The organism is Nonomuraea turkmeniaca, from assembly GCF_005889735.1.
In the GTDB taxonomy this organism is placed as follows: domain Bacteria; phylum Actinomycetota; class Actinomycetes; order Streptosporangiales; family Streptosporangiaceae; genus Nonomuraea; species Nonomuraea turkmeniaca.
This window is the reverse complement of record NZ_VCKY01000122.1, coordinates 20,316-32,169: the sequence shown is the minus strand read 5'-3', so window position 1 is coordinate 32,169 and position 11,854 is coordinate 20,316. Positions and strand designations below refer to the sequence as shown.

Below are 11,854 nucleotides of genomic sequence, written 5' to 3'. Positions count from 1 at the left end.
GTGCGGGACGTGGCCGTGGGCGACACCGTGGCCTGGGCCGGCGTGATGGGCAGCTATGCCGAGAAGGCCGTCGTTCCGGCCGACCGGGTGGTGCCGGTGCCGCAGGACGTGCCGGCCGAGGTGGCGGCGGCGGCCATGTTGCAGGGGATGACCGCCCACTACCTGACGCACTCCACCTACGAGGTCAAGGAGAACGATCAGGTCCTCGTCCACGCGGGGGCGGGCGGCATGGGGCAGCTGCTGATCCAGCTCGCCAAGCTCAGGGGCGCCAAGGTCTACACGACGGTCTCCACCAGCGAGAAGGAGAAGCTGGCCAGGGAGGCCGGGGCGGATCAGGTGCTGCGCTACGACGACTTCGCCGAGGCGCTGCGCGGCACGATCGACGTCGTGTACGACGGTGTCGGCGCGGCCACGTTCGACGGCGGCCTGGAGGCGCTGCGTCCGCGCGGCCTCATGGCCCTGTACGGCGCGGCCAGCGGCCCCGTGCCGCCGATGGATCCGCAGACGCTCAACAAGCAGGGCTCGCTCTTCCTGACCAGGCCCACGCTCGTGCACTACATCGCCGACCGGGCGGAGTTGCTGAGGCGCGCGTCCGACCTGTTCGGCTGGATCGCGTCCGGGCAGCTGGCCATCAACATCTCGCACCGTTACCCGCTGGCCGACGCGCGGCGGGCCCATGAGGATCTGGCGGCCCGTCGTACCACGGGAAAGCTGCTTCTCATACCCTGACGTTCATGGATATCGCGGGATCTGTCTGGTCGTTCGCCGCCGTGGTGGCTCTGCTGACCATCACCCCCGGCCTGGACACGGCCCTGGTCCTGCGGACGTCGTTGCTGGCCGGGAAGCGGCCGGCCTGGGGTGTGACGCTGGGCATCCAGCTCGGCACGCTCATCTGGGGTGTGCTGACCGCGGCAGGGCTGTCGGCGCTGCTGGCGGCCTCGCAGCCGGCGTACGACGCGCTGCGCTGGGCGGGAGCGGCGTACCTCGTGTGGATGGGGTTGCGCATGCTCCTCGCCCGGCACGATCCCCAGGAGTTGCCGGAGCAGCGGCAGGAGGTCGGGTTCGGGACGGGGTTCGGGCGCGGGCTCATGACGAACCTGCTCAACCCCAAGGTGGGGGCGTTCTACGTGGCGATGTTGCCGCAGTTCCTCCCGAGCGAGGGGCCGCACGCGCTCATGGGGTTGCTGCTGGCGGGCGTGCACGTGGTCGAAGGGCTGGTGTGGAGTGCGGCACTGATCGGGTTCGCGTCGTTGATGAGCGGGTTCCTGCGCTCCGCGGCGGTGCGGCGGTTCCTGGACCGGCTGACGGGTGTGGTGATCGTGGGGTTCGGCGTGCGGCTCGCCGTCAGCGATTGACAGCGGCGAAAACGCGGGCGGTCAGTGGCTGAAGCCGGCGGGCCAGCCCAGCAGGCGGGCGCCGAGCACCGCCGTCTCCAAGGTGAAGCGCTGCGTGGGGTCGTCGGGTGAGAAGCCGGTCAGGCGGCGGATGCGCTCCAGCCGGTACGTCACCGCCCGCGGGCTGAGCCCCAGCCGCCGGGCGGCGGCCGTCTGGTTGCCCTGCGAGGCGAAGATCGCCTCCAGCGTCTCCAGCAGCGGCTCGTGCCCGCCCCGCGCCCCGAGCAGCGGGCTCAGCACGCTGGTGACCAGGTCTTCGATGGCGCTCCGGTCCCTCAGCAACACGGGGAACACCAGCAGATCGGCCGCCTTGACGACGTCCGTGCGCAGCCCGAGCCCGTCCGCCAGCCCCAGGGCGTCGGCCGCCTCTCTGAAGGAGGTCACCACGCCGCCGGGCCCCCGGTGCGCCCGTCCGACGCCGACCCGCCACCCGTCCGGGAAGCGGGCGCGTACGTGGTGGGTGAACTCCCCCACAGCGGCCGGCAACGTCGCGGGCGCCACGCACACCAGCAGTCCGTCGCGTACGGCGACCAGCACGTTGTGCGAGCCGAAGCGGGCGATCAGGTCGCGCTCGATGCGTTCCTGATCGCCGTCACGCATGCCCCGGGCCACGGCCACCACGTAGGACTCGGCCAGCCGTAGCCCGAAGTGTTCGGCCCGCTCGGCCAGCCGCTCGGCCCGCCCCTGCAGCAGGTCGTCCACGAACTCCCTGCGTGCCGCCTCCTCGCCGCGGATGGCCGCGAGCTGCGCCAGCTCGTACCCCTCCATCAGCGCCGAGACCGACCTGCGTAAGGCGGGCAGCACCGGGGGCAGGCCCGCGGCGGCGGCGAGCGCGGCATCCACGAGCGCCCGGACGGAGATCCCCAGCTCGGCGGCGCGCGTGCCGGCGACGCGGCAGGCGTCGAGCGCGGCGCGGTCCGGCAACCGGCCGGTCGCGGCGCACTCGGCCAGCACTTGGCGATGCCCGCCGAGCAGCTCGGCGGGCATCTCGGAGATCGCCATCACACCCCTATGTCGCGCCTGTCGAAGGCGAGGACCGCGGTCAGCACGAGCACGGCCGTCGCCCCCGCCAGCACAAGGTAGTCGCCGACCGGCAGCCCCTCATAGAGCGGCCGGCCTTCGGTGTAGTAGTGGAACGGCGAGACCCACTTCAGCCAGGAGATCGCCTCAACCGACCGGCCCACGGTCACGACCACGTAGCCGGCCACGACCCACACGCCGACCACGGCCGAGGCGATCGTCTTGCGCCCGGTGGCGGCGCCGACGGTCAGCGCCACGGTGCCGCAGAACAGCCCGAGCAGGAACACCCCCGTCTGCGCGGCCAGCATCCGGTCGAACGGCACCCCGATCTGCACGGACTCGCCGACCGCCCACACCACGCCGAACGTCACCACGGCCACCGCCAGCAGAGCCACGGCCAGTGCCACGAACCGCTGGAGCACCAGCCGCTGACGATCCACGGGCAGCGTGACGACCAGCTCCAGCGTGCCGGCCTCCTCAGGCTGCGCGATCGCCCGGTGGGCCAGCAATGTCGCGCACACGATGAACAACATCGGCACGAACAGCTGGTAGACGACCGACTGCAGGTAACCGGCGCCGACGCTCAGGTCGCCCATTCCGCCCATGAGGTCGCGCAGCGCGCCGGGGAACTTGGCCATGGCCTGGGCGTTGAACGTCGCCGGGTCCTGCCTGACGTTCTCGTAGATGCTCAGGTAGAGGGTCAGGAAGGCGCTGATGCCGATGGTCCACCAGATGAGCGCGCGCCGGTAGTCACGCAGACTCTTGGCGATCATGGTGCCGCTCCTCGTCGCTGTAGTAGGTGAGGAAGATCTCCTCCAGGTCCGGCTCCGCGCTGACCAGGTGCACCACGGTGAACCTGGCGGCCGCCTTGATGAGGGCGTCAGGCCGGCCGTCGATCGTGCAGCTCACGCTCGCGCCCTCCACCCGCAGGTCGCGCACTCCCGGCAGGTCCTCGAACGCGGCTCGCGGCACGGGCGACTCGAAGTGCAGCTCCACGCGGCGTACCGCCTTCTCGCGCAGCGCCGCGACGTTCTCCACGGCGACGAGGCGGCCGGCGCGGACGATGCCGACCCGGTCGGAGACGCTCTCCACCTCGGCCAGCACGTGCGAGGACATGAGCACGGTACGGCCCGAGGTGCGCACCTCGCGCACCAGGGCCAGGAACTCCTGCTGCACCAGCGGATCCAGCCCGCCGGTCGGCTCGTCGAGGATGAGGAACTCGGGCTCGTGCATGAACGCCTGGATCAGCCCGACCTTCTGCTTGTTGCCCTTGGAGAGCTTGCGCATCGGCACCGACAGGTCGGCGTCGAACCGCTCGGCGAGCGCGTCGATGCGGGCGTCCGGCACGCCGCCGCGTACCCGGCCGAGGAAACGCAGGTAGTCCCTGGCCCGGTCGCGGCCCTCCAGGGCCAGCTCGCCCGGCAGGTAGCCGATCCTGGAGCGGATCGCGGGCTCGCGCGGGTCGGCGCCGAGCACCCGTACCAGGCCCCGGGTCGGTCTGATCACGTCGAGCAGGAGCCTGATCGTGGTGGTCTTGCCGGCGCCGTTCGGCCCGAGATAGCCGAAGATCTCGCCCGGCTGGATCTCGAGCGTGAGATCCTCCAGGCCACGGCGTTTGCCGTAATACTTGGTCAGCCCTTCGGCCTGCACCACTGCTGTCATGGCCGCATCGTCCCGCGCGCCACGCTGCCCGTCATCGCGCGCATCCGGCAGCCTGCGGCGGTCTTTGCTTCCGGAGGGTGGCAACGAGAGGGTGGGAAACGTGGAGACCGCGTTCGTGCTCGGTGGGGGCGGCGTGCTCGGCGCTCACGAGGTGGGCATGCTGCAGGCGCTCGACGAGGCGGGCATCAGGCCCGACCTCGTGGTCGGCACGTCGGTCGGCGCGCTCAACGGGGCGGTGATCGCCGCCGCGCCGGACGAGGCGGTCGCCAGGCTGACGGGTTTGTGGCGTTCCGACATCGTCCGTACGGCGTTCGCCGGGTCCTGGGTGGCCCGGCTGTCGACGCTGGCCAGGACCGGCACCCATCTGCACCCGATGGGGCCGCTCAGGGACGTCCTGGGCGAGACGGTCAGGGTGTCGCGGATCGAGGACCTGACGGTGCCGTTCCAGTGCGTGGCCGCGTCGGTCGAGCGGGCGGCGGCGCGCTGGTTCACCAGCGGGCCGCTGGTCGAGGCGGTGCTGGCGTCGTGCGCGGTGCCCGGGCTGCTGCCGCCCGTCGTGATCGGCGGCGAGCACTTCTACGACGGCGGGCTGGTGCACAGCATTCCCGTCGGCCGGGCCGTGCAGCTGGGAGCCAAGCGCGTGTACGTGCTGCACGTCGGCCGGATCGAGCGGCCGCTGTCGCCGCCCAGGCGGTTCTGGGAGGTGGGGATGGTGGCGTTCGAGATCGCGCGGCGGCACCGCTTCGCCGAGGACATGGCCAGCCTACCGCCGGGGGTGGAGGTGCACGTGCTGCCCGCCGGGATGACCGAGCCGCTCTCGCCGATGCGTTATCGCGACCTGTCGCAGATCTCGGCCTGCATCGAGCGGGCTTACCAGGCATCTTCCCGCTACCTGGGCAACGGAGGAGGATAAAGACAGACCGTCAAGGGAGGCCGCGTTGCTTCCACCACGTATTCTGCGTCGGCTCGTGCTGGCTCCACTGGTCATCGTGGTGACCGTGTTCATGCTGGTGACGCTGCCGTTCTGGCTCGTCGTCACGGCCGCCGCCTCTTTGCGCCTGCCGCCGCCGCAACGCAGGGGGCTCAGGTTCGTGTGGTTCGGGATGGCGTGGCTGACGCTGGAGTCGGCGGTGCTGATCGCCTGCCTGTGGTTGTGGGTGGCGGGCGGCGCCCGCCACCAGGAGCGGCATTACGACCTGATCAGGTGGTTCCTGTCCAAGGTGTACGCCGCCGCGGTGCGGACCTTCCGGCTGACCCTGGACGTCCAGGAGCCGGAGCCGACCGAGGAGGAGCGGGCCGCCCGGCTGACGCGGCCGGTCATCGTGTTGTCCCGGCACGCCGGCCCCGGCGACTCCTTCTTGCTCATTTATCACCTTCTGGAGCTCTACCGGCGGCGGCCCCGCATCGTCATGAAGGCCGCACTTCAGTACGACCCCTCCCTCGACGTGGTGATCAACCGACTGCCGAACGCGTTCGTGCCGCGCAAGACCGGCCAGGAGGGCGTCATCGAGGAGATCCGGCGGCTGGCCGCGACCATGGGCGACGAGGACGCGCTGGTGATCTTCCCGGAGGGCGGCAACTTCACCCCGCGCCGCCGCCGGCTGGCCATCAGGCGGCTGGAGGAGAAAGGGCTGGCCGAGGAGGCGGAGCGGGCCCGCGGCATGGACCACCTGCTGCCGCCCCGCCCGAACGGCGCCATCGCCGCCATCGACGCCTGCCCGTCGGCGGACGTCGTCTTCGTCGCGCACACCGGGCTCGACGACCTGATCACGATAGGGGACGTCTGGCGCAAACTGCCCTTCAGCGCGCACATCACCGCCAAGTGGTGGCGCGTACCCGCCGCCCAGGTGCCGCACACCCGCGAGGACCGCATCCGCTGGTTGTACGACCACTGGGAGCAGATCGACGCCTGGATCACCGCCCAACGGCTCCCGGTGGGAGAAAAGGGACCTCAGGCGGGCCGTGCTGGATGACGCGGAGCAACGCGTCCGTGTCGAGATGCCGCTCGACGAGATCGCCGAGCACGTCCAGCCGCTCCTCCCTGAGCGCGGCGAAGTCCGTGCCGGGAGCCGGGACGAAGTCGCGCCCCGCCCGCTCGGCCACGTCGGCCAGGAACGCGCGGCGGAACGCGTCGTTCTCCATGGCGCCGTGCCACGTGGTCCCCCACACGTCGCCGACCCGGCAACCGTCGAGGAACGGCTCACCACCTTCGACCGTGGCCCGGCCATGGTGGATCTCGTACGCGCGCACCGGGTGCCCGTAGGCGCTCCCCTCCGGCCGGGCGAGCCGTTTCTCCCGCTCGAACGTGATCCGTACGGGAAGCATCCCCAGCCCCTCGGCCTTCCCCGCACCGGACTCGACGTCGTCGACGATCTCGCGCCCGAGCATCTGGAACCCGCCGCAGATGCCCAGCACCGGCCCCTTCCTCGCGGCGATCGCCGCGGCCAGCCCGCGCTCCCGCAGCCAGGCCAGGTCGTCCACGGTGGCCCGCGACCCCGGCAGCACCACCAGGTCGGCGTCGTCCAGCTCGACCGGCTCGGTCACGAAGCGCACCACGACGCCGGGCTCGGCCGCCAGCGCGTCCAGGTCGGTGAAGTTGGAGATCCGGGGCAGGCGCACCACCGCCACCCGCAACGTCTGCCTGCCGTGCGGGGCGCCGGTGGCGACCCGGCGGCCGTCCAGGGCCAGGGAGTCCTCGACGTCCAGCCAGAGCCCGTCGAGCCAGGGCAGCACGCCGTACACCTGGCGCCCGGTCAGTTGTCTGAGCATGCCCAGCCCCGGCTCCAGCAGCTCCTTGGCACCCCGGAACTTGTTGATGATAAATCCGGAAATGTGGGACTGGTCTTCGGCGTCCAGGAGGCCCACCGTGCCGTAGAACGCGGCGAACACCCCTCCCCTGTCGATGTCGCCGACCACGATGACCGGCAGGCCGGCGGCCCTGGCCAGGCCCATGTTGGCGATGTCGCCGCGTCGCAGGTTGATCTCGGCCGGGCTGCCCGCGCCCTCGCACACCACCACGTCGTACTGCTCGCGCAGCCGGCCCAGCGCCTCCAGCGCCGTGGCCCGCAGCAGGTCCCTGAGCGAGCCGTACTCCATCGCGTCCACGTCCGCCACGGGCCAGCCCATGAGGACGACCTGGCTGCGGCGGTCGCTGCCGGGCTTGAGCAGGATCGGGTTCATGTCCGCCACGGGTTCCAGGCCCGCGGCCTGCGCCTGCATCGCCTGGGCCCGGCCGATCTCGGCGCCCTCGGCGGTGACGTACGAGTTGAGCGACATGTTCTGCGCCTTGAAGGGCGCGACGCGGACGCCCTGGCGAGCCAGCCAGCGGCAGATGCCGGCGGTGACCACGCTCTTGCCCGCGTCCGACGTTGTGCCCGCGACCAGCAATCCCCCGGTGACCATGGGATCACCGTACCGGGAGCGCACTTACCGCGAAGTTTCCCGAAATCGCCCATTTACGAATCCCTGTGACTTGTGCCACTCTGGCTAGAACATTCCCCTAGAACTGAATTCTAGATTTCCCTATGGAAAGGGCGGGGCATGGTCGGGATCTTGGGTTCGCCACGCACCGGCGGCCTCGACGCGGGCTCCCGGGCGCCGTTCGGGTGGGCGCCGCTGGTCGTCCTCTTCGTCGTCGGCTTCGTGGACCGGATCGAGTACAACCTGCTCTCTGGGGTGCTCCCGGCCGTGCAGAAGGAGTGGGGCTTCAGCGACACCGCCGCCGGCTCGATCCCGACGGCCGCCGCCCTGGCCGCGGCGGTGGTGGCCCTCCCCGCCGGCTACCTGGCAGACCGGCTCAGCCGCACCCGGATCATCGCCGTCGTGGTCTTCGTCTGGGCGATCGCCACGCTGGGGTCGGGCCTGGCCACCGGTTTCGTCATGTTCTACCTGATGCGGGTGCTGCTGGCGGCGGCCGAGAACATCGACAACCCCGCCTCGGGCAGCCTCCTCGCCGACTACTACCCGCCGGTCAGCCGGGCCAAGGCGTACGGGCTCACGCGGGTCACCACGTACCTGGGCGGCGTCGGCACGCTGCTCGGCGGGGTGCTGGCGGAGGCATATTCGTGGCGTACGGCGTTCCTCGTCATGGTGGTGCCCGGCGTGCTCACGGCCCTGCTGGTCTGGATGTTGCGCGAGCCACGCCGCGGCGAGCTCGACCGCCTGGTGGCGACGGGCGACCCCACCACGGCCGGCGCGGCCATGCCTGCCGCGAAGCCGCCGTTCTGGCGGCAGGTCCGTCAGGTGGTCGCCATCCCCACTCTGGTCTCCGTCTGCGTGGGCCTGTCGTTGCTCACCCTCGGCCTGGCCGGGATCTTCTACTGGCTGCCCACGTTCATGGTGCGTACCCTCGGCGTCGGCACGGCCGCGGCCGGCTCGCTGAGCGGCCTGATCACGGTCGCCGGCACGTTGACCGGCACCCTGGTCGGCTCGTGGCTGGGCAGGAAGTGGCACGGCACCCGCAAGGGCGGCCGGCTGCTCGCGGGCGGCAGCGGCATCACGGCCGGATCGCTGGTGCTGGCCGGGGCGCTGGCCATGGAGTCGATCGGCGCGATGACCGCGCTGGTCCTGCTGGCCTGCTCACTGATGTCCATCGCGATCCCGAACATGACGGCCTGCCTGGCGGACGTGGTCCCGGCGGCCGCCCGCGGCCTCGGCTTCGCCGTCCTGCAGCTGCTCATCACGGCCGGCGGTGCTTTCGGCTCCCTGATCGTCGGCATCGCCTCCGACCGGCTTGGGTCGCTGTCGGCCGGCATGTACATCCTGGTGATCCCGATGGTCGTGGGCGGCCTGCTCACGCTCGGGGCACGGGCGTCATTCGAGCGCGACGCCGGCAAGGTCATGGAGGACGCCGCCCGCGGCTGACCCCGGGCATGGAGGCGGCCGTCCGCGGCTGACCCCCGGCATGGAGGCGGCCGTCCGCGGCTGGTCCGCGGACGCCCGGCCTCCCGTGGCGTCAGCCCTGCGGGCCGTGGTCCCGGGGCCGGCCGCGCCGGGACGCGCCGCCGTAGCGACGCTGCACCGCGTCCGTCCCCTTCTCGATGTGCCGGTCGTACTTGTGTCCCGTCCGCTCCTTGGCGAACCGCTCGACCCGGTCCAGTAGCTGGTCGGCCTGCTTGGAGTGTCCCCTGGCGAAGTCCTCCGCCCTCTTCAGCCATTCCCCGATACGGCTCATGACCGTTCTCCCCGTTCTCGCGACTACGGGTGCCTCTACCCGAGCGGCCGGGACAATCACGGGGAGTCGCCGTCCAGCACCCTCCAGAGCCGGCTGCGCAGATCGCCACCACGAATGACCTGGATCCGGTACGGCTCCAGTCGCAGGACGTGCAACTCGGGGTCGGCCGGCGAGCGCCAGAAGTTCCCCAGGTCGTATCCGGCCCCGCGCGGGCTGGTCTTGCGATAGAGGTCCCAGACGTGCCGCTTGACCTCCAGGTCCTCCACCCAGGCCGCCACGGCGTCGATGGCGACCGAGTTGTTACCCGGTCGCCAGTAGGAGAAGGTCGTGTGCGGGTTTCCGGCGATGTGCGCCGCCTTGACCGGCGTTCTGTACGTCGCCAGCCAGCCGAGCGGCCGGCCGTCGACCCGCTCCCACACAGGGATGAGCACTCTGGCGCGCGGGCGGTTGCGAGCATCGACCGTGACCATGGTGGCATACACGGTCGTGCCGACGAAGGCGTCGAACTCGTCCTCGAGCTCGGCGAAGGACTTCACGGTGGCGGTCATCGGACGATTCCTCTCCTGGTTCCTATCAGTAACTAACCGCATCATCGGTCACCATGGCGACACCAGGGAAGACGGCACTTCAAAGGCACTCGGTTACCGCGCGAGAACCAGCCACCGTTGCAGCACCCGGCCACCTTCGTCCGAGGGCGCTGCCTCACGAGCAGGCCTTGAGCGGTGTCTCGTGGATCCGGGTGTTCGTCCCGTTGGACAAGGTCGCCCGGATCGCCGCGGGCCCCGAGGCCCGGGGCCTAGGCTGAGGAACACGATCTTTCGTAGATGCCACTCTCGGTCAGCGATGGCGATGGGCCGCCGCCGACCTCCAACGTCCTTTCCCACAACCACGGATCGGTGCGCGGATGACCCAGCAGGTATTCGACCGCATGTGCCAGAACTGTGTGGTCAAAGCGTCCGACCTCGGGCAGTACCCGGCTATGATCGACAGCTACCCGCACCAGCACCTTTACATCGTCTCGGGGACTGTCGGCGCCACCACGCCCCTGATCTTCTGGTGCGTGGACATGCTGGGGACCAAGGGCTGGAAGGCCTGCCATTGGCACACCGACGAATGGAATGTGCGGGGCGTCGTCGTCCGCCGCACGTGACACCGGTGGCGGCCAGGGCACGATCGACTCGCCCTCCGCTCTCGTGCTCTTCGTCCCGCTTGACCCTGACGCGGCGTCAACGTCTTCACTTGGCTTATGCAGAAGACGACCACTCTCGCCCTGCCGTTCGACCGGCCCGATCCCCTGGCGCCGCCGCCCGCGTACGCGCGGCTGCGGGAGAGCGCGCCCGTCGCCCGCGTGCTCGCCCCGGACGGGCGGCCCGCCTGGCTGGTCACCTCGTACGACGCCGTCGCGGAGGTGTTGTCCGACCGCAGGTACGGGCTCGCGCCGCTGGGGACCGACATTCCCGGTAACGACACGTTGTTCCAGGACGGGGAGGCGCACGCCCGGCTGCGGCGGCTGGTGTCGAAGGCCTTCGGCCCCTGGAGCGTGGCCGCGCTGCGCCCTCGGGTCGAGGATCTGGCCGACGCCTACGTCTCGGCGCTCGCGGACGGCGGGCCGCCCGGCGACCTCGTCTCGGGGCTGGCCGCTCCGTTCTCGATCACGGTGATCAGCCAGTTGCTCGGCGTGGCGATCGGCGATCGCGAGCGGTTCCGGGGGCTGGCCGACGCGGCTAGTGCCGCCGACTTCCTTTTCGGGCCTGAGGAGGACCTGGCGGCGGCCGCACAGGCGTGGGAGGCGCTCGGCGCCTACGCTGGGGAGCTGGTCGCGGCCAAGCGGGCGGCGCCTGGTGAGGACCTGCTCAGCGCCCTGGTCACGGTACGCGACGCCGATGACGGGCGGCTCAGCGACGCCGAGCTCATCGCCATGGTCACGACCATCGTCTCCGCCGGTTACCTGTCGGCCTGCAACGCCATCGCCACCGGCGCGATCCGGCTCCTGGTCGAAGGACGTCTACCCGCTTTGGCCGGCTCATCCGGCTCATCCGGCTCCTCCGCCGGACAGGCGAACGCGGCCGGACAGGCGAACGCGGCCGGACAGGCGAACGCGGCCGGACAGGCCGACCCGGCGGGGCTTGCCGACCCGGCGGGGCAGGACGACCCGGCGGGGCGGGACGCGGTCGTGGCGGAGATTCTGCGGATGCAGTCCGGGCGTACCGGGGAGCCCTTCCCCCGCTACGCGCAGGACGACCTCGAGCTGGCCGGGGTCAGGATCAGCGCGGGCGACATGGTGCTGGTCCGACTGGAGGCCGCCCATCGCGACCCCGCCCGTTTCCCCGACCCGGACCGGTTCCGTCCCGAGCGGCGCTCCAGCCCGCCTCTGGTGTTCGGGCACGGCATGCACTACTGCCTCGGCGCGCCCTTGGCCCGCATGGAGCTCGCCGCCGCCCTCGCGGCCCTGGCCACGCGGCTGCCCGGACTCAGATTGAAAGGACGGGCCGAGGACATCGAATGGACCAGCGTCGGGGTGGACGTCGGGCCCAAGGCCGTCCACGTCATCTGGTGAACTGACACGCCGATGCAAGAGCCCTGCTCGATAACGCGGTACCCCCTT

13 protein-coding genes are annotated in these 11,854 nt (G+C 71.1%); 7 read left to right on the top strand and 6 right to left on the bottom strand.

From position 1 onward, the window contains the following. Together ETD86_RS30880 and ETD86_RS30875 are read left to right on the top strand one after the other, a co-directional pair. On the top strand, positions 1-729 hold a 729-nt coding region (locus ETD86_RS30880; protein WP_138670020.1), incomplete at its 5' end, for a quinone oxidoreductase family protein. Between the two features lie 5 nt (positions 730-734). Next, positions 735-1,355 (top strand): LysE family translocator, encoded by a 621-nt coding sequence (locus ETD86_RS30875; protein WP_138670018.1) that lies wholly within the window; start codon positions 735-737, stop codon positions 1,353-1,355. A gap of 21 nt (positions 1,356-1,376) precedes the next feature. On the opposite strand, the gene ETD86_RS59285 is transcribed toward ETD86_RS30875, so the two are convergent. The 3 genes from ETD86_RS59285 to ETD86_RS30860 are packed head-to-tail and all read right to left on the bottom strand — an operon-like array spanning position 1,377 to position 4,076. Next, the gene (locus ETD86_RS59285; protein ID WP_138670016.1) at positions 1,377-2,396 is read right to left on the bottom strand and encodes a PucR family transcriptional regulator; all 1,020 of its coding nucleotides are present in this window, start codon (positions 2,394-2,396) and stop codon (positions 1,377-1,379) included. Then, the gene (locus tag ETD86_RS30865) at positions 2,396-3,187 is read right to left on the bottom strand and encodes an ABC transporter permease subunit (protein WP_138670015.1); all 792 of its coding nucleotides are present in this window, start codon (positions 3,185-3,187) and stop codon (positions 2,396-2,398) included. The genes ETD86_RS59285 and ETD86_RS30865 overlap by 1 nt, the downstream gene beginning before the upstream one ends. After that, complete coding sequence (locus ETD86_RS30860; RefSeq protein ID WP_138670013.1) at positions 3,165-4,076, bottom strand: ABC transporter ATP-binding protein; 912 nt, start codon at positions 4,074-4,076, stop codon at positions 3,165-3,167. Before ETD86_RS30860 ends, ETD86_RS30865 begins: the two co-directional genes overlap by 23 nt. Positions 4,077-4,176: 100 nt before the next feature. Here ETD86_RS30860 and ETD86_RS30855 point away from each other — a divergent pair, with 100 nt between their 5' ends. Both ETD86_RS30855 and ETD86_RS30850 read left to right on the top strand, forming a co-directional pair. Next, complete coding sequence (locus ETD86_RS30855) at positions 4,177-4,989, top strand: patatin-like phospholipase family protein (protein WP_211370417.1); 813 nt, start codon at positions 4,177-4,179, stop codon at positions 4,987-4,989. Between the two features lie 55 nt (positions 4,990-5,044). Then, the gene (locus ETD86_RS30850; protein ID WP_246148466.1) at positions 5,045-6,049 is read left to right on the top strand and encodes a 1-acyl-sn-glycerol-3-phosphate acyltransferase; all 1,005 of its coding nucleotides are present in this window, start codon (positions 5,045-5,047) and stop codon (positions 6,047-6,049) included. Here the strand turns inward: ETD86_RS30850 and ETD86_RS30845 are convergent. Beyond that, positions 5,991-7,478 carry a cobyric acid synthase gene (locus ETD86_RS30845; protein WP_138670007.1) on the bottom strand — a complete coding sequence of 496 codons (1,488 nt, stop codon included), beginning with the start codon at positions 7,476-7,478 and terminating at the stop codon, positions 5,991-5,993. The two genes, ETD86_RS30850 and ETD86_RS30845, sit on opposite strands and share 59 nt — an antisense overlap. Before the next feature lie 150 nt (positions 7,479-7,628). On the opposite strand from ETD86_RS30845, the gene ETD86_RS30840 reads away from it, so the two are divergent. Then, positions 7,629-8,939 carry an MFS transporter gene (locus ETD86_RS30840; protein ID WP_246148464.1) on the top strand — a complete coding sequence of 437 codons (1,311 nt, stop codon included), beginning with the start codon at positions 7,629-7,631 and terminating at the stop codon, positions 8,937-8,939. Positions 8,940-9,030: 91 nt separating this feature from the next. Here ETD86_RS30840 and ETD86_RS30835 read toward each other — a convergent pair whose 3' ends face one another. Together ETD86_RS30835 and ETD86_RS30830 are read right to left on the bottom strand one after the other, a co-directional pair. After that, positions 9,031-9,249 carry an antitoxin gene (locus ETD86_RS30835; protein WP_138670003.1) on the bottom strand — a complete coding sequence of 73 codons (219 nt, stop codon included), beginning with the start codon at positions 9,247-9,249 and terminating at the stop codon, positions 9,031-9,033. Positions 9,250-9,305: 56 nt separating this feature from the next. After that, on the bottom strand, positions 9,306-9,797 hold the full coding sequence (locus ETD86_RS30830; protein ID WP_138670001.1) for a pyridoxamine 5'-phosphate oxidase family protein: 492 nt from the start codon (positions 9,795-9,797) through the stop codon (positions 9,306-9,308). Positions 9,798-10,153: 356 nt separating this feature from the next. On the opposite strand from ETD86_RS30830, the gene ETD86_RS30825 reads away from it, so the two are divergent. Together ETD86_RS30825 and ETD86_RS58425 are read left to right on the top strand one after the other, a co-directional pair. Beyond that, on the top strand, positions 10,154-10,399 hold the full coding sequence (locus tag ETD86_RS30825) for a hypothetical protein (protein ID WP_138669999.1): 246 nt from the start codon (positions 10,154-10,156) through the stop codon (positions 10,397-10,399). Positions 10,400-10,495: 96 nt separating this feature from the next. Continuing rightward, positions 10,496-11,806: a cytochrome P450 gene (locus ETD86_RS58425; protein ID WP_138669997.1), complete on the top strand. Its 1,311-nt coding sequence runs from the start codon at positions 10,496-10,498 to the stop codon at positions 11,804-11,806. Positions 11,807-11,854: the final 48 nt, after the last annotated feature.

What these genes read in the sequence shown, in the direction of transcription:
- ETD86_RS30835 (WP_138670003.1), bottom strand. Translation starts at nt 9,249, where the DNA reads ATGAGCCGTATCGGGGAATGGCTGAAGAGGGCGGAGGACTTCGCCAGG.
- ETD86_RS30845 (WP_138670007.1), bottom strand. Translation starts at nt 7,478, where the DNA reads ATGGTCACCGGGGGATTGCTGGTCGCGGGCACAACGTCGGACGCGGGC.
- ETD86_RS30830 (WP_138670001.1), bottom strand. Translation starts at nt 9,797, where the DNA reads ATGACCGCCACCGTGAAGTCCTTCGCCGAGCTCGAGGACGAGTTCGAC.
- ETD86_RS30860 (WP_138670013.1), bottom strand. Translation starts at nt 4,076, where the DNA reads ATGACAGCAGTGGTGCAGGCCGAAGGGCTGACCAAGTATTACGGCAAA.
- ETD86_RS58425 (WP_138669997.1), top strand. Translation starts at nt 10,496, where the DNA reads ATGCAGAAGACGACCACTCTCGCCCTGCCGTTCGACCGGCCCGATCCC.
- ETD86_RS30865 (WP_138670015.1), bottom strand. Translation starts at nt 3,187, where the DNA reads ATGATCGCCAAGAGTCTGCGTGACTACCGGCGCGCGCTCATCTGGTGG.
- ETD86_RS30875 (WP_138670018.1), top strand. Translation starts at nt 735, where the DNA reads ATGGATATCGCGGGATCTGTCTGGTCGTTCGCCGCCGTGGTGGCTCTG.
- ETD86_RS59285 (WP_138670016.1), bottom strand. Translation starts at nt 2,396, where the DNA reads ATGGCGATCTCCGAGATGCCCGCCGAGCTGCTCGGCGGGCATCGCCAA.
- ETD86_RS30825 (WP_138669999.1), top strand. Translation starts at nt 10,154, where the DNA reads ATGACCCAGCAGGTATTCGACCGCATGTGCCAGAACTGTGTGGTCAAA.